Below are 22321 nucleotides of genomic sequence, written 5' to 3'. Positions count from 1 at the left end.
TAGAAAGATTGCCATGACCAAAAAACTTTTAAGTGCAGGCCTTGGATTAGGTCTGCTGGCAGCCGGTGCAACTGGTTTTGCACAGGAAGCTGCAACTGCTGCCACCGCCGCCGCCCCTGCGGTCGCTGCGGCAGTCGAAGCGGTGCCGACCCTGAGCGCAGGCGACACCGCCTGGATGCTGACCTCGACCATGCTGGTGATATTGATGGTCATCCCCGGCCTGGCGCTGTTCTACGGCGGTCTGGTGCGCAGCAAGAACATGTTGTCTGTGCTGGCACAGGTGTTTGTGATCTTCTCGCTGATCACCGTGCTGTGGGCCATCTACGGCTACTCGCTGGCCTTTGGTGGCGAAGGCAAGTTCTTCGCCAACTTCGACAAGCTGTTTCTCATGGGCATCACGCCTGACACGCTGTCGTCCATGCTCAAGACCATTCCCGAGTATGTGTTCGTGGCCTTCCAGTCCACCTTCGCCGCCATCACCGTGGCGCTGATCGTGGGAGCCTTTGCCGAGCGCATCAAGTTCGCGGCCGTGATCATCTTCTCCGTGCTGTGGTTCACCTTCAGCTACATCCCCATGGCACACATGGTGTGGGGCGGTGGTTTGCTGGGTGCCGATGGCGCGCTGGACTTTGCCGGTGGCACCGTGGTGCACATCAACGCCGCTGTCGCCGGTCTGGTCGGTGCCTACATGCTGGGCAAGCGCATTGGCTTTGGAAAAGAAGCCCTGCCACCCCACAGCCTGACGCTGACCATGGTGGGTGCATCCCTGCTGTGGGTGGGCTGGTTCGGCTTCAACGCCGGCTCTGCCGGTGCCGCCAACGGCATTGCGGGTCTGGCCTTCATCAACACCATTCTGGCCACTGGCGCAGCCGCCATTGCCTGGATTACCGCTGAAGCGCTGCACCGCGGCAAGGCTTCAATGCTGGGTGCGGCCTCGGGTGCGGTGGCGGGTCTGGTGACGATCACGCCTGCCGCTGGCTTTGTCGGCCCCATGGGCTCGATCGTCATGGGCATCATCGCCGGCCCTCTGTGCCTGTGGGGTGTTTCGGGTCTGAAGCGCCTGCTGAAGGTGGACGATGTCTGCGACGTCTTCGGCGTGCACGGAGTGGGCGGGATTCTGGGTGCCATCCTGACCGGCGTGTTCTGCGCCAAGGGTCTGGGCGGTATCGAACCCGAAGGCTACAACATGGCACACCAAGTGTGGGTGCAGGTCGAGAGCGTGCTGGTGACCATCGTTTGGTCGGGTGTTGTCTCCTTCGTCGCCTACAAGATTGCAGATCTGACAGTGGGCCTGCGTGTCTCCGAAGAGTCGGAACGCCAGGGTCTGGACATCACCTCGCATGGAGAAGTCGCCTATACACGTTAACCCCCAGAGGCGCTAGCCGCTTCTTTCCACTGGTTCAGTTTCATTACGTTGCCCCGCAGTGCAAGCTGCGGGGCTTTTTTATTCACACCTGCTTTTCAAAAAAATCAAAAGCGATGCATCGCTGACAAGCAGGGAGCCCAGCTACCATGCAAGCCATGGATTCAGCCACCCGCCCCATCAAAGACATCAGCGACCGCATACGCGCCGCTGCCAGTGACAAGACCCCTCTGCGCATCTGCGGTGGCGGCAGCAAAGACTTCTATGGCCTGCGCCTGCAAGGCGAGCCACTTTCTACACACACACTCAACGGCATCGTCAGTTACGAGCCCAGCGAGCTGGTCGCCACCGCTCTGGCCGGCACACCGCTGGCTGAGCTGGAGGCCCTGCTGGCAGCCCAAGGCCAGTGTCTGGCCTTTGAGCCACCGCACTTTGGCGCAGCCAGCACTGTGGGCGGCATGGTGGCCGCAGGCCTGTCCGGTCCATCACGCGCCAATGTGGGAGCGGTGCGAGACTTTGTGCTGGGGCTGGAGATGATCAACGGCCAGGGCGAAGTACTGCGCTATGGCGGCCAGGTCATGAAGAACGTCGCGGGCTACGACGTATCCCGCCTCATGGCAGGCAGCTGGGGCACGCTGGGGGTGATGACCGAGGTCAGCCTCAAAGTGCTGCCCGTGGCACCGGCCGAAGCCACACTGCGCTTTGACAGCTGCAGCCAGCAGCAGGCGCTGGACTGGCTCAACCACTGGGGCGGCCAGCCCCTTCCGCTGAACGCCAGCAATTGGCTGGAGGAAGATGGCAAAGGCACGCTGTACCTGCGCCTGCGCGGTGCGCGTGCTGCCGTACAGGCCGCCATCTTGCGCCTGGGCGGCGAGCGGCTGGACAGCGATACCGTGGCCGCAGACTGGAGCGCTAGCCGCGACCTGAGCCTGCCATGGTTTCAGCAGCGCGCTGCCGAGCATTGTCTGTGGCGTTTGTCGGTCCCCGCGACCACCGCGCCGCTGCAGTTGCCGCCCGAGGCCAAAGGCCCGTTCATCGACTGGCATGGCGCGCAGCGCTGGGTGCAGGCACCGCGTTCGTCCGCGGGGGCATTGCAGCAACTAGCCCATGCAGCAGGCGGTTCTGCTTCGCTTTTAAGAGCTGAAAGCACAAATCAGATAAGCGCTACAAGCGATTTTGATGCCCACGCACAAAGAAGTGCGGCAGGCCGCACATCGGCCCTGCTGCATGCCCGGCTCAAGCAGGCATTTGACCCGGCGGGCATTCTCAACGTGGGCCGACTGTCGGCGAATTGGTAAGAACAGGAGTCAACCCATGCAAACCAATCTCGCCCCCGAATACCGCGCCACACCCGAAGGGCTGGAGGCCGAAGCCATTTTGCGCAAATGCGTGCACTGCGGCTTTTGCACTGCCACCTGCCCCACCTATCAGACGCTAGGTGATGAACTGGATGGACCGCGCGGCCGCATCTACCTCATCAAGCAGGTGCTGGAAGGCCAGACCCCCACGCGCTCCACACAGCAGCACCTGGATCGCTGCCTGACTTGCCGCAACTGCGAATCCACCTGCCCCAGCGGTGTGCAGTACGGCCATCTGGTCGATATTGGCCGCAAGATTGTGGATGAGCAGGTGCCGCGCCCTGCGGGCGAAAAACTGCAACGCTGGCTGCTCAAGGAAGGCATGACGTCGCCTCTGTTCGCTCCCGCCTTGAAAGCAGGCCGGGCTGTAAAGGGCCTGCTACCGGCATCGCTGGCTGAGAAAATTCCCGCAGCGCAGGAGACCGGTGTCTGGCCCATCCGTGAACATGCCCGCAAGGTACTGCTGCTGGCGGGTTGCGTGCAGCCCGCGATGATGCCGCGCATCAACTACGCCACGGCCCGCGTGCTGGATGCGGCCGGCGTACAGACCGTGATTGCGGGCAACGCCGGTTGCTGCGGCGCGGTGAAGTTTCACCTCAACGACCAGGAAGGCGGCAAGGCGCAGATGCGCGCCAATATCGATGCCTGGTGGCCGCTGGTGGAAAGTGGTGCTGTCGAGGCCATTGTGATGAATGCCTCGGGCTGTGGCGCCACCGTCAAGGAATACGGCCATCTGCTCAGGCACGATGCCCAGTACGCGGACAAGGCAGCACGCATCAGCACGCTGACCCGCGACCTGAGCGAGCTGCTGCCGCAAATGCTGCCCGGGCTGGTCAGCCAGCTCAAGGGCCAGATCAGCACACCCAGCGCCCCTGTGGCCTATCACGCGCCCTGCACACTGCAACACGGTCAGAAGCTGCGCGGCGGCGTGGAAGGTGCTTTGCGCGAGTTAGGCTTTGACGTGCGCGTGGCGCGTACCGAATCCCACCTGTGCTGCGGCTCGGCAGGGACTTATTCGGTGCTGCAACCCGAAATCTCCCACCAGCTGCGCGACCGCAAGATTGCCGCACTGGATGAGCCTTTTGCGCCCACTAAACCCGCCGCCATCCTGTCTGCCAACATGGGCTGCATCGTGCACCTGCAAAACGGCACCGAGGTACCTGTGATGCACTGGGTAGAGCTGCTCGACCAGTCACTGACGAGTCGCTGAGAGAACACCCCGACACCCCCGCTTGCCACTGCAGTTTGCAATGCTGGCATGATTAGGGGTTTTTCTCCCTCAAGCCCACGGGCTTTGCCATGACTGAAATCGTGTCTGAACCACAAGCCCCACAGGCAACCCCGCAGAATAACCCGCAGGACCAGCAAGCTGCTTCGCGCTCGCGCCGTGGCGGCCAGGGCCGCCAGCCCAATCAGGCTGGCCAGCAAGCTGCCCGCCCGCAAAACCCTTTGCTGGAGCAGTTAGCCAAATGGCACCCTGCCCTGTTTGGCGAGCAACTCGTGCCCTTCAAGCGCGGCATTTTTGAAGACCTGCTGGCCGCTCACCCCGAGCTGGAAAAAGAGGCGCTGAAGGCCGCACTGCAGCAGCACACACGCTCCGGCCGCTATCTGGCAGCCATGGCCAGCGGCCAGCAGCGCCATGACCTGAACGGTCAGCCTGTGGAAGCCACTCTGCCAGAGCATGTGCACCATGCGCTGATTGAAGTCTTCCGCCGCCGCCAGCAACGCACGCCCGAAGACCTGACGCCCAAGCTGCGCAACCGCATCGTCATCGCCTATGAAGCCTCTGGCCTCACTCGCGAAGAGTATGCCGAGCGCGTGCAAGGCCGTGACGAAAAGACCAATGCACTGGTTGCCGATGCACTGGCCGAAGCCGATGCCCGCGCCGCCAAGGATGAGGCGCTGCTGCGCTCCTTCCAGCTCAGCGGCCAGACTTCGGAGCAGGAATTTGCCGAGATGTACGGCATGAATCCACGTCAAGTGACCCAGCAGCTGGAGCGCGCCCGTCGCCGCAACGCCAGCAAGGCTTGATGTAGCCTGAGCAGATGAATAGCCTGCGTTGTTGAGCGATCTCGACGCAGGCCATCGATATGACGGTGTCATAGACTCTGCGAATTGACGCCGAATCACGGGTGTCTTGATTCGTGATTTTCCAGCTCTTCATGATGCCAACAGATCGCATTTATTTTCAGGCCAACCCATGGCCTGAAGGCCATCCCATCGCCGAGTTCGCATGGACGGCCAAGGTCGTAGACGGTGAGGTCTGGTTCGATCTGCACCTGAAATCTGCCGACTATTACGCAGAACGAGACATCGACTACGAAGATGAAGAAACCCAGGCGCTGAGCGACTGGGAAAGTCCCGCAGCTTGGAACAACTATCACGCTTGCACCCTGTCATCGACCTTCTGGGGCAACAAGGGTTTTCGCATCTGCCGCATAGAGCAGTACAAGCCCGAGTTTCTCGATGGGCTGGAAGTGCTGGTGGATACCCACCCGGAAACCATCGAGGACTGGGATGAACTGGCTTTTCACATCTACCTGCTGGGCCATGATGCCGTCGCCCAGCACAAGATTCGCTTTGAACGCATTCAAGGCAGCCAGCAATTCAGGATCGTCTGGACCGGAGCAATTGCTGCAGCCTACGTTGGGCAGTATGAATTCAAACACGCTTTTTCTGCCTCGATTTCCTCTGCACAATTCCCGGAGCTAGCGGGCAACTCGCAGTCAGCGCCATAGTCAACACCCCAGAATCCCTTGGGCAACGGAATCGACCCGTTGCCAGAAGATCTCCGGCTCTCATCAGGAACCTCACAGCACATTGCTGTGCGCAGCCCTTATGCTTTTTTGCTGACTTTGCGCGAATTGCCTCGCCCAACAGGAGAAAAAAATGTGGCTGGGTTTATCGCTGTTTTACGTGGGTGCGGTGCTGTTTCTCAACGGCCTGTGGATGCTGGGCAAGATTGCCGACAAGGAAATCTGGGTCATCAACATCTTCACGGGCGTGGTCTCGCTATGCATAGGGTTGGCCAGCATTTTCGGGCCGGCCGCCGATGCCACATCGGTCAAGAACGGCGCGCTGACCCTGCTGTTCGCCTTTACCTATCTCTGGGTCGCCTTCAATCGCTTCAGCGGCGCGGATGGTCGTGGCCTGGGCTGGTTCAGCCTGTTCATCGCCATTACCGCCATTCCTGTGGCGCTGGACACTCTGACAAGCGCCCAAACGGGGCTTGACTGGTGGATGGGCATCAACTGGAGCGCATGGGCCGTGCTCTGGGGCTTGTTCTTTGTGCTGCTGGCACTCAAGAAAAATATTGAGCGCCCCACCGGCTGGCTGTGTATTGTGCAGGGCGTGCTGACGGGGTGGCTGCCCGGCTATCTGATCCTTGCCGAAAAACTGATTTAACCCCCTGAGGCGCTTGGCGCCTTCCCCCTCTCTCTTCGGGAGGAGACAAGATCCTCGCTGCGGGGCAGCCCTTGCTCGGTGTCTCTGGTGCGAGTTAAGCGGATTTTTTAGAGGCTCTGCCCCATGCCGCCAGCAGAGCGGCGCCCATGATGAGCGCGCCGCCTGCCAGCGTGCGTGCCGAGAGCGTCTCGTGGGCGATGAGCACCGAAGAAACGCTGGCAAACACCACCTCGCTCAGCATGACCACCGAAGTCACGCCAGACGGCAGATGGGCCGCACCAAACTGCAGTGCCCAGTTGCCCAGCACCAGCAAGACGGCCAGACCCAGTGCCACCGCTAACCAGTGGACATCAAAGGCTGGGAAGCCGGGCACCATGCCCGCGCTGCTGGCCGCCAGCGCCGTGACCAGCCCCATGCTCATGCAACCTGCAAACATGGCCAGCATGCGAGCCTGCGCCGGAATGCTCTGAAAACGGCGCAGCAGCACATTGGTCAGCGCAAACATGAAGCCGCCAAACACGGCTAACGCATCGGCCAGCGACAGGCCTGCAAACAACCCGCTCAATGACGCATCGGCAGGCAAGAGCACCAGCACCACGCCGCTAAAGGCCAGCAGCAGTCGCAGCAAGGCCATGGGTGTCGGGCGCTCGCCCAGCAGCTTCCAGGCCAGCAACACCGCCCATGCGGGCATGAGATAGAACAGCAGGATGACGCGCACCACGTCACCCACGGTCACGGCCCAGTTGAAGGCCACGTTGTTCAGACCAGAACTGGCTGCCAGAAGCAGCAACACCGGGTACTGCCAGGCCAGCTTGAGCGCGCCGGGGCGCAGCGTGATCAGGCCAAGCAGCACCAGCGCATACATGAATGCCGTGGCCCACAGCGGGTGCAGACCCGCATCGTGCATGAGGCGAAACGGCCACCATGACAGCCCCCAGATGAAGGCATTGAGCAGCAGGGCGACGATGGGTAGTGGACTATGCATAAAAAATGCTTCTAACGCTTATATATAAAGCGCTAGAAGCTATCAATTTTGATTCAATGCAGCCGCATGGCTGCGGATTTCAGTGGCAGTCGCGGCGGGCGACTTCCAGCAGTTTTTCCAGCTCGGCGGGGTGTTTTTTGCGGTTATTCAAGTGCCACAGACCAATCAGCACCATGGTGCCCGCCACCAGCAAGCCGAACACGGTAATGGCACCAAATGCCGACAGTCCCATCTTGGTGGACAGGCTGTAGAAGCCGCCCATGGCCAGAATGGCCAGTTGCTCGTTGAAGTTCTGCACCGCAATCGAGCGACCCGCACCCATGAGGTTGTGGCCGCGGTGCTGCAGCAGCGCGTTCATGGGCACCACCAGAAAGCCGCCCAGCCCCCCTAGCAGGATGAGGAAAGGCACGGCCACCCAGAGGTTGTCGATGTAAATCATGCTGACCACGAGCACGCCCATGAGCACGCCCATGGGAATGACGCGCGTGGCGTTATCCAGTCGCATGCGCATGGAAGCCAGTACCGCCCCCACAGCCGTACCAATTGCGACCACGCCCACCAGTGCCGATGCCTGCGTGGTGCTGTAACCCAGTGCCGCTGCGCCCCAGGCCAGCACGATGTAGCGCAGATTGCCCGAAGCGCCCCAGAACAGGGTGGTGGTGGACAGCGAGATCTGGCCCAGCTTGTCCGACCACAGGCGCTTGCTGCAGATCCAGAAGTCAGGCAGCAGGCCCATCAAATTGCCAAGCAGGCTCTTGTTCGGGTCTTCACGCAGCGGGCGCATTGTCACGCCGGTCAGCGGGATATGCAGATTGAACCAGGCCGCCACCGCATAGATCAGGATCAGCACGGCAATTGCGGCTTCGGCAGGCGTATCCACGCCGGTGTCTAAATACGGGAAGTCAAAGTTCAGCAGGTGGTGAGAGATGGTCGGCCCGACCAGCTGCCCTCCCACCAGCACGCCCAGAATGATGGAGGTGATGGTCAGCCCCTCAATCCAGCCATTGGCCTTGACCAACTGGGAAGCCGGCAGCAGCTCCGTCAGGATGCCGTATTTGGCCGGCGAATAAGCCGCCGCACCCAGCCCGATGACCGCATAGGCAATCAGGGGGTGATGACCAAAGAGCATCATCAGACAGCCGACCACCTTGATGGCGTTGCTGATGAGCATGACCCGGCCCTTGGGCAATGCGTCGGCAAATGCGCCGACGAAAGGCGCCAGAACCACATAGAACAGGGCGAACATGGGCACCAGGGCAGCACGCTGCCATTCAGGAGCACCATTGGCACGCAACAGCTCAACAGCGGTCACAAACAAGGCGTTGTCTGCCAGCGAGCTGAAAAACTGCGCCGACATGATGGTGTAGAAACCGCGCTTCATGAATTAGCTGTAACTGGCACCGGCTGGACCGATGCCGAGTAAATAAGAGACCCTGTGGCAAGTGACTGGCGGTTATATCACGCAGGCTTGGGCTGACAGTGCCAGAATCCCATAGGTCTGATTGAGAAAAACCATGCCCCGTCCCATTATTGCCACCATCCATCCTGAAGCCGTTCGCCACAATCTGGAGCGGGTTCAGCAAGCTGTCCCCGATGCCAAATTGTGGTCTGTGATCAAAGCCAACGCTTATGGCCACGGTATCGAGAACGTATTCGAGGGCCTGCGGGCGACGGATGGCTTTGCCATGCTGGACCTTGATGAGGCCCAGCGCGTGCGCAATCTGGGCTGGCGCGGCCCTATTTTGCTGCTGGAAGGCGTGTTCGAGCCGCGTGATCTTGAGCTGTGCTCGCGTCTGGGCCTGTGGCATGCCGTGCACTGCGACGAGCAGATCGACTGGCTGGCCGCGCACAAGACCCAGATCGGTCACCGCGTCTTCCTCAAGCTGAACAGCGGCATGAACCGGCTGGGCTTTACACCCGAGCGTTTTCGTGCGGCATATGCCCGCCTGAACGCGCTGACTCAAGTCGATGAAATTTCCTTCATGACCCACTTTAGCGACGCCGATGCGGACCATGGTGTGGATCATCAGTTGCAGGTCTTCCACGCAACTACGCTGGACCTGCCCGGCGAGCGCAGCATCAGCAACAGCGCCGCCACCTTGCTGCACGGCGACGAGGGCGATGTGCGCTGCGACTGGGTTCGCCCCGGCATCGTGCTCTACGGCAGCTCGCCCGACTTCCCTACCCATGATGCGGCGCACTGGGGGCTTGAGCCGACCATGACGCTGTCATCCAGAATCATCGCCACACAGGAGCTGCATGCGGGCGATACCGTGGGCTACGGCTCGCGCTTTGAATGCACAGAGCCCCTGCGCCTTGGCGTGGTGGCTTGCGGCTATGCAGATGGCTACCCCCGCGTTTGCCCCACAGGCACGCCGGTGCTGGTGGATGGCGTGCGCACCCGCACACTGGGCCGTGTCAGCATGGACATGCTGGCCGTGGACCTAACCCCCGTGCCCAAAGCCAGGATAGGCAGCGAAGTCACGCTGTGGGGCCGGGCCAGCAATGGCACCGTGCTGCCCATTGACGAGGTGGCCGCTGCCGCCGGTACGCTCGCCTATGAGCTGATGTGCGCCGTTGCCCCGCGTGTACCCAAGGTGGTGGAAGGCGCGGGCAAATAAGCCCGCCCCATCCCCGCAAAAAGCCGCTGCAATCACAGCGGCTTTTTATTTAGAAGGCGTGCGACATGCCTACGCCAAAGGACGTCTTAGAAGCCTTGTGCTCAGGCCTCTGGTGTCCGAGGTTGGCGTACAAGATGGTGCGTTTGGACAAGGCATAGTCCGCCCCCAGCGAATAAAACAAATGGGTGTCGTCATTGAGCTTCTGGCGGCCCACGCCGGCCTTGAGCGTGGTCTGCACATCCAGCTTGTGCGTGGCACCCGCGGACATCACGCGTGATCGTCCCTGATTCTGCGCCCTGCGGCTGTCGTCATAAGAAGTCATCAAGGTCGTATCACCCCAGCGATATTTAGCGGCAACAAACGAGGCACGATCGCCACTGCCATTGCGATCAAACGCCAGCATTCCCGCCAGCGGGCCCTGCGCATACTCCAGCGATACGGCATAAGGCTTGCCGCCGCCTGGGCCTTGCGTGCGCTCTGGCGAGCCACTCAGGTGCAGCGTAAAGCCGCCAAGGGTGGGCGAGTCGTAGAAGATGCCGTTGCTGGTACGGCCAAACTCCGGCGCGCCGTTGTTGCTGACGCGATCGGTAGGCACGTAATAAAACCACTGGTACCAAGCCGACGAAGCAACGCGGTTCATGTGACCCCAGGGATCAAACTTCCAGTCATGCGCCCACAGGGCCGACAGAGCGCGGCCCATGCGCACATGGCCCCAGCCACCCTTGAGGCCCACCGTCGATTCACCATGCCAGAACGGCTTTTGCCCGCTGCCTTCGCTCTGGCCCGAATCCAGCTCCAGCCGGTGGCTGAGGCGAAACGTGGTCTTGAGCCCGCCGCCCAGGTCTTCCTCGCCCGAAAACGTCACGTGGCTGCGCTGAATCGTGCCCAGCTGGGCCGTGCCACTAAAGTCGCGGTACATGCCAAGGTCCAGAAAACCGCTGATCTGCACTTTGGAGTCCTGCGCCAGCGCACTGCCCAGCGGCGCAGCCAGCAGACACAGGGCGGCCAGACGGGTAGACGTATTCATGAGAAATTCCTTTGGGGGATTGCTTGTTTTTTCAGGCAAGGCTGCGCCCTGCAGACCTCACATCTGCATCAGGGCACGCCGCAACGCCGCTGGTGCCATCAAGCAGCAGCGAACGTTTTTTAAATAGAAAAGGCTTCTAGCGCTTATTCATCAGGCGCTAGCAGCTATCAAATTTGATAGATCAGGCCTGTGCCTGCGCAGTTTTTAGGCCTTTGAGGCCCAGCTTGCGCATCAGCGTGGTGTCGGCTTCCACATCGGGGTTGCCGGTGACGAGCAACTTGTCACCATAAAAGATGGAATTGGCACCCGCCATAAAGCACAGGGTCTGCACCGCCTCGCCCAGTTGCTGACGGCCTGCAGAAAGGCGCACGCGCGCCTTGGGCATGGTGATGCGGGCCACGGCAATCACGCGCACAAAGTCGAGTGGGTCCACCGGGTCGCTGTCTGCCAGCGGCGTGCCGGGCACGGGCACCAGGCTGTTGATGGGCACGGACTCGGGGTAAGGCTCCATATTCGCCAGCTGGGCGATCAGGCCTGCGCGGTGCACTTCTGTCTCGCCCATGCCGATGATGCCGCCGCAGCACACGCTGATGCCCGCGCCGCGCACCGCTGCCAGCGTATCCAGACGGTCCTGGTACTGGCGGGTGCTGACAACGTCCTTGTAGTACTCAGGCGCGGTGTCGAGGTTGTGGTTGTAGTAGTCCAGCCCCGCATCACGCAAGGACTCGGCCTGATGTGGCTGCAGCATGCCCAGCGTGGCGCAGGTCTGCATGCCCAGCCCCTTTACGGCGCCAATCAGCTCGTTCATCTTTTCGATGTCGCGGTCCTTGGGCGCACGCCAGGCGGCCCCCATGCAAAAACGCGTGGCGCCCGCATCCTGCGCGGCCTTGGCGGCGCGGGTGACTTCCTCCACGCTCATCAGCTTTTCCGCCTTCACTCCCGTATCAAACTCCGCAGACTGGGGGCAGTAGCCACAGTTCTCGGGGCAGCCGCCGGTCTTCACCGACAGCAGCGTAGCCAGCTCAATCTCGCCCGCAGGCCAGTGTTCACGGTGCACGGTCTGGGCCTGGTGCAGCAGATCCATAAAGGGCATGTCCAGCAGTTGCTGCACCGCCTCCACGGGCCAGCGCTGCGGCTCTGGCAGGGCATTGCCCTTGGCGGGCGCATGCCAGTGCATGGTCTGGGCGGAGGCTGCTGCGGCTCGCACCTCGCCGGCATGCACAGGGGTATCGGACTCGTTATAGGACATGGCTGTCTCTCCTCAATCGGGGGAATACAGCGCATTCTGGTCAAAAAAATCAATGTCTTACAGAGGCTACATGCAAATAGTCGCAGCATCCGACGTTGCCGAAAGATGCATCATCTTTGCAGGCAAGTTGCGCAAACTTAGAAGCCGATTCAACATTTTTCAGAGCAACCGCCGATAACTTGCAGCAATTGCAACGCTTGTGCTGCCAACTCTCAGCATTCAAAGCTCGCACCCATTCAAAAATCACCGACAAAGAGCGACGATGGCGACAAAAAATCGCGTTTTCAACGGTTTTTTCCGTTCAGAAAGCAAAAAAGGGCACGCAAATCGTTGCGTGCCCCTTCAAAAAAGGCAGATTCGACCCAGAAACTGGCCGATTTAATCCCTACAAAAGCTGCGGGCCATTCATGGGGGCTCCAAGTCGCCGCAGGCAGCGGACTTGGGGACGCTGAACGACCTCAGAACGCGTGCGCCATGCCCACGCCAAACGAAGTCCCCGAGTCCACACCGTACTCATAGCTCTTGCGGCCAATGCTGGCATACAGCGTGCTGCGCTTGGAAAGTGCGTAGTCTGCCCCCAGTGAATAAAAGTGGTTGGTCTGCTCCTGCATGGTCTGGCGGCCATAGCCGGCCTTCAACGTGGTAGCACCCACCTGGTAAGTCGCCCCCAGCGTCACCGCCTTGGCAGACAGCGCGGTCTGAGCCACGCGCGAGTAGTCCCAGGCGGCCATGACGGCGGCTGCGCCAAAGCGGTACTTGGCCGCCGCAAATGTGTCCCTGTCGCCGCTGCCATTGCGCTCAAAGGCCAGCATGCCGCTCAGGCTGTCCGAGTCATAGTTGAGCGACGCCGAGTAGCCACGGCCTTCGCGACGCAAGGTCAGCGGTGCCTCGGTGCGCTCCGGCGAGGCGCTCAGGTGCAGAGTGAAGCCGCCGAAGGTCGGCGAGTCGTAGAAGAGGCCGTTGGCCATGCGCCCATATTCGGCCGCGCCGTTGTTGCTGTAACGGTCGGTAGGCGTGAGGTAGTGCCACTGATACCAGGCAGGAGAGGAGATGCGATTGAAGTTGGCCCAGGGGTCAAACTTCCAGTCCTGGGACCACATGGCCGACAGGGCGCGCCCCATGCGCAGATGGCCAAAGCCGCCTTGCAGTCCGACCGTGGATTCGTCATGCCAGAAAGGCTTGCTGCCTTGGTCTTCCATGCGCCCGGTGTCAATATCAAAGCGCGCGCTCAGGCGGAACGTGGCCTTGAGGCCGCCGCCCAGATCTTCCCAGCCGGCAATGGCCAGATTGCTGCGCTGAATCGTGCCAGCCTGAGCCGTACCGTCAAAGCCGCGATAAATGCCGACATCAACTAGGCCGTTGATGCTGACATGGGATTGTGCTGCAGCGGGCAGCGGGGACAGGAGAGCAGTGAGACAACCGAGAGACAGCCAATGACGATGACGCATGCGGCAGGGTTTCCTTTTCAAGAACAAATGACTTCGTACCATGGCACTCAGACCACGGAGAAAGCAGGTTGAGAGGACAGGAGGCAAGCTCCAAATGACGGCGGCTGCAGTTGCAGCCGGAATTTTGATGCGCGAGAACCATGAAGGCTACGCGATGAAATCCAAGGCCTACCCAACGGATGGGCAGGCTTGAAATTATGAAAGACGGGTCTGACGCGAGTCCAGCCCGCCGTCAGCAGCCGTTCAGTTGCTGTGCCTGCGCAACAGTGCAGGCGTCAGAGCCGAGCATCGGACTGCAGGCGTGACAAGGGCTCCAAAAAACGCACCTTGTCGCTATCGAGCAAGGTCATGACCATGCTGTCGCCCGCAATCAGCCCATTCCATTGCTGGTTGCTGCCGCCGTTACAGCCGTAGGTGATGAGCGAACCCACATTGTTGGTCAGATGACCGGTATTCAAGTCCATGCAACGATTTCCGCGTGCAATGCGCTTGGCAACACTGATATCCCAGACTTGGCTGTCCTTGGTGATGTCACAGGCCTGAAGCTTGATAGCGTTGCTGCCGCCTTGATCCGTCAGACACAGACCCAGATCAGCGCGACTGCGAATGCTGCCACGACCGTCGAGAATCCACTGTTCGTTGGTATCGCCGCTGCACAGGCTCTTACCCGCCACTTGCACATTCGCGCCCACTTTCTGGATGCAGTTGCCGTTGGGCATGAGCATGGACTGAGCGGTCGGAATCAAAGGCTTGCTTTCCAGCCCCAGCTTCTGAATGAGGGCCAGCAAGGCCTGTTGGGCTGATGACTGATCCAGCTGGTCGGCGTAGACGCCAATCCAGCGATTCAGGCGCTGCGCATTCTGTTTTTGCTGGGTGTAGCGCTCAAACTGCTGGTAGGCGCCGGCCCCAAGCTCACGCGCGTACTCGGCATAGCTGTCATACAGAAGCTGGTCGGAGCTGCTGAGTGTCAGCACTTTCTTATCCGCCAGTGCCAGCAAAGCCTTCTCCAGCTCAGGCAGCTCCACCTTGCGAATCGCTGTGTAGCCAGCTTGCTTGCCTACCGTTACCGGAGGCGCCATGGCCGGCAGATTCTGCGCAATCGGCAGCGAGTAGAGCAAGGTGGGAGCGGCAGCGCCGGTCTGGCAGGACAGCTTGGCCTCCGTTGGCTGATCACTCTGCGCAAAATTGACATGCAGCTTGTTGACAAGGCCGGTTTGCATGCGCTCGCCTGCCACGGCAATGCGTTGCGGGCTACGGCTGGCAAAGCTCACGTCCAGCCAGCATTGGCGCGCTCCCGACCGGGAAACAGACTGCTCCGGAAAATTGAAGACATTGCCCCAGTTGCTGCGCGCTGCGGGATAGATCAGCGCTTTATCGGTCTCGGGGTCATACCCTCCCAGCAAGGTGATGACCGGCACACCTTGTAGCAAAGGCGCGAGAAACTTGCCGCTGGCGCTGTTGTACCAAACCGTCGGCTGATCCGTCGGCCGATTCGCTGGCACCTCCGGAGCGAAGGACTCCATGGCTCGGGTGCTGGCGTTCCACTTGGTGTAACCCGTGACAGAGCCCGGGGTCAGAACCGGCTTGTCCAGACTGGGCTGAATCTTGGTCTGGGTGCTAAAGCCCGTGTAGTGGGTGTAATCGGACAGCGCACTCGCATAGTGGCCGCCCGACATAGCATCCGAGGCAAAGCTATAGGTATTCTCAAACACCGGCATGCCCCATAAGCCCGCATCCTTGGCTCTGCTCCAGTGCAGATTGGCGCGCATGCGCTTGCGGTAGCCGATATAGCCCCATCCGCTGTCATGGTGGTGACCAGACCAGAAATGATTGCCATCCTTTTCGCCGGGAAAGTGGCCCAGGCCGTAGTGATGGCCGATCTCATGGCTGAACTCATTGCCCTTGGTGTCGTACAAGGTGAGTATGCCGTTGCCGCCGCTGAGCCCGTGGCCCTGCACACCGTTCGCATACAGGCCACGCGCATGGTGGGCCACCGCGCTTTGGAAGACCTGGGGCTGATGTTGCGATTCCATGCCTGAGCTGGTCACACCAAAGTTGGCCAGGTTGATGCCGGTGCTGAAGGTGGACTTGGCGGTGTTCTCGCGCATATCCCCGCGATAGAGGTCTCCATTCGCCGCGCTGGCGGTGTCGTAAATGACCCCGTTGGCCACCATGACCTGGCTCAGTCGCATGGTCTCGTAATAGGCCGCCGTCAATTTGGCCAAGGGCACGGTCTGGAAGTAGTCCGTCGCAGCCTTGGCTGGTTGATTGAGAAACCAGTGACCTTCGGCATTTGATGGCGGATCGGTCAACATTCCCAGTTCAATACTGTGCACCACCAGCTCCGCCGGTGCTGCGAACTCGATGGCATTCGCCGTCAGCGTACCGGTGCGGCCTTGAGCATCGCTGACGCGCAACTCCAGACCCGGCTTGACCCAGTCCCAGGGCAGTACCGCAGACCAGGCGCGGCGTGAATACACATAGTCGGGGCGGCCATCGCTGTTGTTGTAGTCCGAGCGGAATATCTCGTTGGGATGACGCATTTTCAGCGTACCCACGCTGAGTCCGCTCACGCTAACCGAGACCGCAAGCTCTTCCACATCCTTCAATGCAAGATCTGGCGTGACCAGCAGCAAGGCCTCGCGCTCGCTGGTCAGCGTGGGCATGTGCTTGGCGGTATTGCCGCTTGGATCCACCGTATGGCTCTGGGCAAACTGCACCATGGCTGGCAAGCTGCCTCCCAGGTCGTTTCTGACGGGACGGACTTGACCGGTCTTGTCGCGGTCGTAAAAGCCCAAGGCGTTGAGCGAGGCGTATTTTCCGCCTAAGGGCTCTGGATAAGGGTCGACCACGACAGGGGGAAGAGCACCGTCACCATTGTCACCGCCGCTGCTTCCGCCGCTGTCACCGCCCTCTGCAGGTGGAATCACAGCTGGGGGAATACTGGGCAAACCGCCATTGTCAACTGGCGGTTGTGAAACCAAGTTTCCATTCTCTCCTCCTCCGCATCCGGCCAAAACCGTCATGACCACGCCTAGCAAAGCCGCATTAAATCGGTGTTGCATGAGATCCCTCTTCTTATAAAGCCGGGGATTCTAGGAAGCGCTTTTATTTCAAAATCTGAAAAATCAGGTGTTATTTGAAAATCCATGTAACAAAGTTACAGATAGATACTTTTGCTCGGTGTCGATTAAAAACAAGAGCAATCTTTTCCTGAGTTACTTGATGAAAATCACTGCAAGCGCCTGGAAATACCGCTGCGATTTCGATCAGGGTGCAGGTCAGGCAGGAGCTGCCATGCGCGAGCTTGTCCAGATGCGATTCATCTCGCTGCAAAACGGCTGGGCACAGGGGGCCAGCCCTTGATACTGGCAACCTTCCGTCATGCACAAATGCGAGCGGTGCTCACTATTGCGGCGCGGCATGGGCAATGCATTGGCTGCCTGCGCGGCCGCCATCATCAGCCAAGGGTCTGACTTGTTTTGCAGCAGTTGCTGCACCTCTTGCGCCAGCGCGGGGGCAGGCATGGCCAGCGGCAGACCAGCCAGCTGAGCCGGTGTCGATTGCGCTGCGGCGGCGCTGATAGGTTGCAGCTCCAGCCAGAGCAGCGCGCTGGTAGCAAGCCCTGAGGTCGCACCTGCAGCAGGCCCTTGCGGCTGCAAGACCAGCGCCAGCGGGCCACTGGAGAGTGCAGACAGCTCAGCCACCGGCAAGCGCATGGGAGCCATGCCTTGCGCAGGGCTGGCAGAAGGTGAAAGAGAGGGAGAAGGCGCAGCGCCCCCCACAGCCTGCGCCCATGCGGCAGGCACTTGCAGCGTCAGCGAAAAGCCGCGCTCGCCTTGCGGGGTGACCAGCGTGCCTTGCTGCACCAGCCAGTTTTGCAGCAGTGGCAGGCGCGGGGCAGTTGTGGCGTCTGCAGGGCTGCGGCCCGCTTGCTCCAGTGCGGCGGCCGCCGTGGGCGACAGTGCTGCCGCCGTTTGCAAGGCCGAGCTGGGTGGGATGACGCTGGGCGAAGTCGAACCTGATTGCGCTGAGGCCGCCTGAACCAGCGCCTGCATCAACGCCACAGAGCCCTGCTGCCCGGCCAGCAATTGCAAGGGCTGAGTCTGGCCTTGCACCGTGACCTGAATCTGCGCCAGCAGGTTTTGCAAAAACTGTTGCGTGGCCGCAGGCAGACCCTGCGTGGGCCATGTGGCCGCAGGTGCGCCGGGACTGCCTTGAATTTGCAGGGCCAGCTGGGCAATCAAATGCTCAAAGGCTTGCAGCTTGAGGTTTTGCAAGGTCTGCGCTGACCATTGCACGCTGCTCGTCACAGGTGCTGCGGGCGTGGGCTGCACCTGCCCCGCAGCGGGCAAAGCGGCAGCAGGAACCGCCGCCAGCGCGCCCGCAGCGACCTGGGCCTGCCCCGTAGGGACAGAAACCGGCAATACGGGGGTGATGGGGCGCAGGGGCTCAGTCATGGCAGTCCGGAGTCAATCGCAAAACAGGGATTGCGCCATTGTGCCGCCCTGCCAATCGGCTAAATCGACTATCAAAAACAGAGCTTCAAGCGCTTGATGCATAAGCGCTTGAGCCTTGTTTGGCTTGAAATCAGGCTTCAGCCGGATAGAAGAGCTTGCGCGTGGTGGTGCTCTGCACCGCCTGGGCAATAGCGCCAATGTGGTCAGGCGTAGTGCCGCAGCAGCCGCCCACGATGTTGACCAGACCTTCGGCCGCGAACTCATGCACCAGGCGGCTGGTGATCTCGGGCGTCTCGTCAAAGCCGGTGTCGCTCATGGGGTTGGGCAGGCCGGCATTGGGGTAGCAGCTGATGAAGGTATCAGGCGCGGCCTTGGCCAGCTCTTGCACATAGGGGCGCATCAGCGTGGCACCCAAAGCGCAGTTCAGGCCAATCGACAGGGGGTTGGCATGGCGCACGCTGTGCCAGAAGGCGGTCACGGTCTGGCCGCTCAAAATACGGCCCGAGGCATCAGTGACCGTGCCGCTGATCATGATGGGCAGCAGCTGGCCGGTTTGCTCAAACGCTTCATCCACCGCGAACAGCGCGGCCTTGGCGTTCAGGGTATCGAAAATCGTCTCGACCAGAATCACGTCAGCGCCACCTTCGATCAGTGCCAGCGTCTGCTCCAGATAGGCTTTGCGCAGCGATTCAAACGTGACATTGCGCGCCGCAGGGTCGTTCACATCGGGGCTGATGGATGCGGTCTTGGGCGTGGGGCCCAGAGCACCCGCCACATAGCGCTTGTGATCCGGCGTGCTGTACTTGTCGCAAGCCGCGCGGGCCAGCTGGGCGCTTTTCAGGTTCATCTCATAGGCCAGATCGGCCATGTGATAGTCATCCTGCGCAATCGTGGTCGCACCAAAGGTGTTGGTCTCGATCAGATCGGCGCCCGCGGCCAGATATTTTTCATGGATGTCGCTGATCACATCGGGACGAGTAATCGACAGCAGCTCGTTGTTGCCCTTGACGTCGTAGGCAAAGTCCGTGAAGCGGTCGCCCGCACCATCGGCACCGGCATAGCCTTGGCCACGGTACTGGGCCTCGCCCAGCTTGAAACGCTGAATCATGGTGCCCATGGCACCGTCCAGAATGACAAGTCGCTTGGCAAGCGTGGCGGGCAGGTCCTGGGCTCGGGTGTAGGCGGGGGTGGTGTGCAGCTGGCTCATAGACCGCCATTGTAGGAAAGCTGGCAGGGTCTGCAGGCCGGCCGGGCATTGCCGGCCGGGCATCGCCTATGCAGATGGATACCCTGCCGGCCAGCGAGACTCAGAGCGCGCGCTTGGCCATGCGAAAGGTCAAGTTCCAGCGCTCGCTGCCCAGCAGGTGATGCAACCCTTCCTTGAGCGGGCTGACGCCATGAAACACCAGCCGCGTAGGCCCGCCCCACACCAGCACATCACCATGGGTCAGAACCAGACGCTTGACGGGGTTCTGACGCGCCAATCCGCCCCAGAGAAAGGTGCAGGGCAGGCCCAGTGAAACGGAGACGATAGGGGCCGCAAAGTCCGCCTCATCCTGATCGCGGTGCAAGCCCATGCGGGTGCCTGGCTGGTAGCGGTTGATCAGGCAGGCATCCGGCGCAAAGCCGGGATAACCGGCAGAAGCAGCGGCGGCCACAGCCTGTTCATGCAGAAAAACGGGAATGGCAGGCCAAGGCTTGTCAGTCAGAGGATCGACGGCGCTGTAGCGGTAGCCGTTGACATCCGATATCCAGCCCCAGTCACCGGCATTGGTAATCGCCACCGACATGGATTTACCGCCAGGCACCTGCATGACCCTGAATGCGGCATGCGCCTGCAAGGCCTGGACAGCCCCCATCCAGCGAAGCTCTGAAGCGGCCGCAAAGCCGCGCAGCAGCACAGCGCCCTTATCGATGATTTCGGGCGGCTGGGCTTCGGTCTCGAACAACGGCAGGCTCATGGCTACATCATCGCCCAAGGCATAGTGGCAACAATGAAACTGCAGGCTTAGGCGGCGCGGTCCTGGCTTTGCGCAAACGCCAGCACGGCCTGCAGCAGGCGCTGCATGGTGGGCTGAATGCGCGCGGCTGTTTCAGGCAGGTAGTCGAAAGGCATCTGCTCCTGCATATAGCTGGACTGCGTCATCTCCAGCTGCACGGCGTGGAAGCCCTGCTCAGGCTGACCATAGTGGCGCGTGATGTAGCCGCCCTTGAAGCGGCCGTTGAGCACGCTGGTGTGGCCGGGTGACTGCTGCGCAATGTCCAGTAGCTCCTGGGCCAGTGCCGCATCGCAACTCTTTCCGTCAGCTGTACCCAAATTCATATCTGGCAGCTTGCCTTCAAAAAAGCGTGGCAGTACCGAGCGAATGCTGTGCGCATCCCACAGCATGGCCACGCCATGCAGGCGTTTGATGCGGTCCAGCTCGGCGCGCAACTGCGCGTGGTAGGGCTGCCAGTACAGCTCGCGGCGGCGCGCGATCTCTGCATCATCAGGCTCGCCCGCCTTGCTGGCATAGAGCGGCTTGCTATCAAAACCATCTACAGGACACAGCCCCGTCACGCTCTGGCCGGGGTAGAGACTGGCTTCGTCTAGCGAGCGGTTCAGGTCGATCACATAGCGCGAATGCGTGGCAACGAGGATGGAAGCACCCAGCGCCTTGGCAAAGTCGTAGAGCGCTGGCATATGCCAGTCGGTGTCATGCACTTCGCGCCCCTCGGGCGTGAGCTTGGCCGCAATGTCACCGGGCACATGGGTACCGGCATGCGGCATGGAGACCAGCAGCGGCGCATGGCCCTGGTGAAAGAGAAAAGAAGGCATAGGTGCACTCATCACAGCTCGAACACCTTGCCGGGGTTCATCAACCCCAGTGGGTCCAGCGCCCGCTTGATGGCTCGCATTGCGGCCATTTCGGCAGGGCTGCGGCTGTTGCTCAGGTACGGTTTTTTGTGCAAACCAATGCCATGCTCGGCCGAGACACTGCCCTTGAACTCGCCCACCAGCCGGTACAGCTCGGCCTCTACGGCATCGCACTCGCCATTCACAGTGGCACCATCCACAGACACATGCAGATTGCCGTCGCCCACATGGCCGAAGTACAGCGAATGCTTTTGCGGCCAGCGCGCCGTGAATGCGGCTTCACAGGCATCAGCAAAACGGCCAATATCGGCCTGCGGCAGGCTGACGTCGAAGTTGATGGCCGGATGCATATGGTTGTTGAGCTCAGCCGGGGCTTCGCGCAGCTTCCACAGCTGCTGGGCCTGCGCCACAGACTGGGCGACGATGGCGTCCAGCACCTCGCCCGCCTCCATGGCTTCTTCCAGCACTTGCTGGATATCGTCCTGCAGCTGCGCCTCGTCCTTGCCATCCACATTGATCAGCGCCAGCATGGGGTGGCGCTCAGCAAACGGGGCCGAGAGTTTGAGCCAGGAAAGTGAGGCCTGTACAAAGCTGTCCCACATCAGCTCATACGCCGCCACGCTATTGCCAAAGTGCGATTGCATGCGCCCCAACACAGCCAGCGCGGTGTCGAAGTCAGGCATGGCGACCAGCGTGGTGGCCGTGGCCTTGGGCGCGGGGCGCAGGCGCAGCAAAACGCGGGTAATGATGCCCAGCGTGCCTTCAGCACCGATAAAGAACTGCTTGAGGTCGTAGCCCGTGTTGTTCTTGATCATGGGGCGCAACATGGGCAGCACCGATCCATCGGCCAGCACGACCTCCAGCCCCAGTACCTGCTCGCGCATCATGCCGTGCTGCAGCACGCCGTTACCACCGGCATTCGTAGAGACATTGCCGCCAATCTGACAGCTGCCACGCGCCCCCAAATCCACGCCAAACACCATGCCTGCCGCCACCGCCGCTTCTTGCACGGCCTGCAGCGTCACCCCAGCCTGCACCTGCATCAGCCCCGTCTGGGAGTTGATGTCTTCAATGCTGTTCATGCGGTCAAGCGACAGTGCCACTGTCCCCTGTGTGGGTGTGGCAGCGCCAGCCAGCCCGGTCATGCCGCCTTGCGGCACCACCGCCACCTTGTGCGCCGAACACAGGCGTAGCGCCGCGCTGATTTCCTCAGTGGTGCGCGGGCGCACCAGCGCCAGCGGCTGCTGGGGCGGCGTGCCGCTCCAGTCTGTCTGGTAGCGCTCCGGCACATCGGCGCCGCGCAGCACCACGTCGGCACCGAGGGTGGAAATCAGTTCTTGAATCAATTGTTCTTGGGACATCAGCAACCTTTCACGCCGCCGCGCTGCGCCTTGATCGGCGGGCCATGGCCTGAGTATTCGCGGGGAGCGTGTTGACACGAGGGGGATGTCTCGATTGTGCGCGGTAGACACAGGCCTCACGCACTGGGAAATACTTAATCCCTGATCTGCTGCAACTTTGCACCCCTATAGCAACAGACCCGAATTT

The 22321-nt window shown here is 61.1% G+C and carries 18 protein-coding genes; 7 read left to right on the top strand and 11 right to left on the bottom strand.

Annotated elements, in window-relative coordinates; genetic code table 11:
* The first annotated feature begins 13 nt into the window (after positions 1-13).
* The 6 genes from amt (at position 14) to HF327_RS01825 (ending at position 6126) form a co-directional block, all read left to right on the top strand.
* On the top strand, positions 14-1366 hold the full coding sequence (gene amt / locus HF327_RS01850; RefSeq protein ID WP_169106613.1) for an ammonium transporter: 1353 nt from the start codon (positions 14-16) through the stop codon (positions 1364-1366).
* 146 nt (positions 1367-1512) lie between these two features.
* The gene (glcE, locus tag HF327_RS01845) at positions 1513-2661 is read left to right on the top strand and encodes a glycolate oxidase subunit GlcE (RefSeq protein ID WP_169106612.1); all 1149 of its coding nucleotides are present in this window, start codon (positions 1513-1515) and stop codon (positions 2659-2661) included.
* A gap of 16 nt (positions 2662-2677) precedes the next feature.
* Complete coding sequence (gene glcF, locus HF327_RS01840) at positions 2678-3931, top strand: glycolate oxidase subunit GlcF (protein WP_169106611.1); 1254 nt, start codon at positions 2678-2680, stop codon at positions 3929-3931.
* 89 nt (positions 3932-4020) lie between these two features.
* Positions 4021-4752 (top strand): ProQ/FinO family protein, encoded by a 732-nt coding sequence (locus HF327_RS01835; protein ID WP_169106610.1) that lies wholly within the window; start codon positions 4021-4023, stop codon positions 4750-4752.
* A 131-nt stretch (positions 4753-4883) separates the two neighbouring features.
* A complete protein-coding gene (locus HF327_RS01830; protein WP_169106609.1) occupies positions 4884-5459 on the top strand; it encodes a hypothetical protein in 576 nt (191 codons plus the stop codon).
* Positions 5460-5610: 151 nt separating this feature from the next.
* On the top strand, positions 5611-6126 hold the full coding sequence (locus HF327_RS01825) for an AmiS/UreI family transporter (protein ID WP_169106608.1): 516 nt from the start codon (positions 5611-5613) through the stop codon (positions 6124-6126).
* A gap of 94 nt (positions 6127-6220) precedes the next feature.
* Here HF327_RS01825 and HF327_RS01820 read toward each other — a convergent pair whose 3' ends face one another.
* Together HF327_RS01820 and lplT are read right to left on the bottom strand one after the other, a co-directional pair.
* Entirely contained in the window at positions 6221-7111 is an 891-nt protein-coding gene (locus HF327_RS01820; RefSeq protein WP_169106607.1) for a DMT family transporter, read from the bottom strand.
* Positions 7112-7190: 79 nt separating this feature from the next.
* Positions 7191-8492, bottom strand: coding sequence for a lysophospholipid transporter LplT (gene lplT, locus HF327_RS01815; protein ID WP_169106606.1), 1302 nt, complete (start codon positions 8490-8492; stop codon positions 7191-7193).
* Positions 8493-8625: 133 nt separating this feature from the next.
* Between lplT and alr the strand changes: the two genes are divergently transcribed.
* Positions 8626-9732 carry an alanine racemase gene (gene alr / locus HF327_RS01810; protein WP_169106605.1) on the top strand — a complete coding sequence of 369 codons (1107 nt, stop codon included), beginning with the start codon at positions 8626-8628 and terminating at the stop codon, positions 9730-9732.
* Between the two features lie 49 nt (positions 9733-9781).
* Here the strand turns inward: alr and HF327_RS01805 are convergent, their stop codons facing one another.
* The 9 genes from HF327_RS01805 to HF327_RS01765 form a co-directional block, all read right to left on the bottom strand.
* Complete coding sequence (locus tag HF327_RS01805; RefSeq protein ID WP_169106604.1) at positions 9782-10759, bottom strand: porin; 978 nt, start codon at positions 10757-10759, stop codon at positions 9782-9784.
* 181 nt (positions 10760-10940) lie between these two features.
* Positions 10941-11936: a biotin synthase BioB gene (bioB, locus tag HF327_RS01800; protein WP_236024013.1), complete on the bottom strand. Its 996-nt coding sequence runs from the start codon at positions 11934-11936 to the stop codon at positions 10941-10943.
* Positions 11937-12466: 530 nt separating this feature from the next.
* Positions 12467-13456 carry a porin gene (locus HF327_RS01795; protein ID WP_169106602.1) on the bottom strand — a complete coding sequence of 330 codons (990 nt, stop codon included), beginning with the start codon at positions 13454-13456 and terminating at the stop codon, positions 12467-12469.
* Between the two features lie 275 nt (positions 13457-13731).
* On the bottom strand, positions 13732-16407 hold the full coding sequence (locus HF327_RS01790) for a M66 family metalloprotease (RefSeq protein ID WP_169106601.1): 2676 nt from the start codon (positions 16405-16407) through the stop codon (positions 13732-13734).
* Between the two features lie 330 nt (positions 16408-16737).
* Positions 16738-17916, bottom strand: coding sequence for a Fe-S oxidoreductase (locus HF327_RS01785; protein ID WP_169106600.1), 1179 nt, complete (start codon positions 17914-17916; stop codon positions 16738-16740).
* Positions 17917-18046: 130 nt separating this feature from the next.
* The gene (locus HF327_RS01780; RefSeq protein ID WP_169106599.1) at positions 18047-19123 is read right to left on the bottom strand and encodes a homocysteine S-methyltransferase family protein; all 1077 of its coding nucleotides are present in this window, start codon (positions 19121-19123) and stop codon (positions 18047-18049) included.
* Between the two features lie 100 nt (positions 19124-19223).
* Entirely contained in the window at positions 19224-19877 is a 654-nt protein-coding gene (alkB, locus tag HF327_RS01775; protein WP_169106598.1) for a DNA oxidative demethylase AlkB, read from the bottom strand.
* 47 nt (positions 19878-19924) lie between these two features.
* A complete protein-coding gene (gene hutG, locus HF327_RS01770) occupies positions 19925-20734 on the bottom strand; it encodes an N-formylglutamate deformylase (protein ID WP_236024004.1) in 810 nt (269 codons plus the stop codon).
* An 11-nt stretch (positions 20735-20745) separates the two neighbouring features.
* Positions 20746-22134, bottom strand: a complete 1389-nt coding sequence (locus tag HF327_RS01765; protein WP_169106596.1) for an FAD-binding oxidoreductase — start codon at positions 22132-22134, stop codon at positions 20746-20748.
* Positions 22135-22321 lie beyond the last annotated feature (187 nt).

Source organism: Comamonas suwonensis, assembly GCF_012844455.2.
GTDB classification, from domain to species: domain Bacteria; phylum Pseudomonadota; class Gammaproteobacteria; order Burkholderiales; family Burkholderiaceae_C; genus Comamonas; species Comamonas suwonensis.
Note: the sequence above shows the minus strand (reverse complement) of the source record. Positions and strands in the feature narration are given on the sequence as shown.

Excerpts from the sequence above, each read along its gene's own strand:
- HF327_RS01820 (WP_169106607.1), bottom strand. The coding sequence starts at position 7,111 with ATGCATAGTCCACTACCCATCGTCGCCCTGCTGCTCAATGCCTTCATC.
- HF327_RS01765 (WP_169106596.1), bottom strand. The coding sequence starts at position 22,134 with ATGTCCCAAGAACAATTGATTCAAGAACTGATTTCCACCCTCGGTGCC.
- HF327_RS01805 (WP_169106604.1), bottom strand. The coding sequence starts at position 10,759 with ATGAATACGTCTACCCGTCTGGCCGCCCTGTGTCTGCTGGCTGCGCCG.
- glcE (WP_169106612.1), top strand. The coding sequence starts at position 1,513 with ATGCAAGCCATGGATTCAGCCACCCGCCCCATCAAAGACATCAGCGAC.
- HF327_RS01835 (WP_169106610.1), top strand. The coding sequence starts at position 4,021 with ATGACTGAAATCGTGTCTGAACCACAAGCCCCACAGGCAACCCCGCAG.
- alkB (WP_169106598.1), bottom strand. The coding sequence starts at position 19,877 with ATGAGCCTGCCGTTGTTCGAGACCGAAGCCCAGCCGCCCGAAATCATC.
- alr (WP_169106605.1), top strand. The coding sequence starts at position 8,626 with ATGCCCCGTCCCATTATTGCCACCATCCATCCTGAAGCCGTTCGCCAC.
- HF327_RS01795 (WP_169106602.1), bottom strand. The coding sequence starts at position 13,456 with ATGCGTCATCGTCATTGGCTGTCTCTCGGTTGTCTCACTGCTCTCCTG.
- glcF (WP_169106611.1), top strand. The coding sequence starts at position 2,678 with ATGCAAACCAATCTCGCCCCCGAATACCGCGCCACACCCGAAGGGCTG.
- hutG (WP_236024004.1), bottom strand. The coding sequence starts at position 20,734 with ATGCCTTCTTTTCTCTTTCACCAGGGCCATGCGCCGCTGCTGGTCTCC.
- HF327_RS01780 (WP_169106599.1), bottom strand. The coding sequence starts at position 19,123 with ATGAGCCAGCTGCACACCACCCCCGCCTACACCCGAGCCCAGGACCTG.
- bioB (WP_236024013.1), bottom strand. The coding sequence starts at position 11,936 with ATGCACTGGCATGCGCCCGCCAAGGGCAATGCCCTGCCAGAGCCGCAG.
- HF327_RS01825 (WP_169106608.1), top strand. The coding sequence starts at position 5,611 with ATGTGGCTGGGTTTATCGCTGTTTTACGTGGGTGCGGTGCTGTTTCTC.
- amt (WP_169106613.1), top strand. The coding sequence starts at position 14 with ATGACCAAAAAACTTTTAAGTGCAGGCCTTGGATTAGGTCTGCTGGCA.
- lplT (WP_169106606.1), bottom strand. The coding sequence starts at position 8,492 with ATGAAGCGCGGTTTCTACACCATCATGTCGGCGCAGTTTTTCAGCTCG.
- HF327_RS01830 (WP_169106609.1), top strand. The coding sequence starts at position 4,884 with ATGATGCCAACAGATCGCATTTATTTTCAGGCCAACCCATGGCCTGAA.
- HF327_RS01785 (WP_169106600.1), bottom strand. The coding sequence starts at position 17,916 with ATGACTGAGCCCCTGCGCCCCATCACCCCCGTATTGCCGGTTTCTGTC.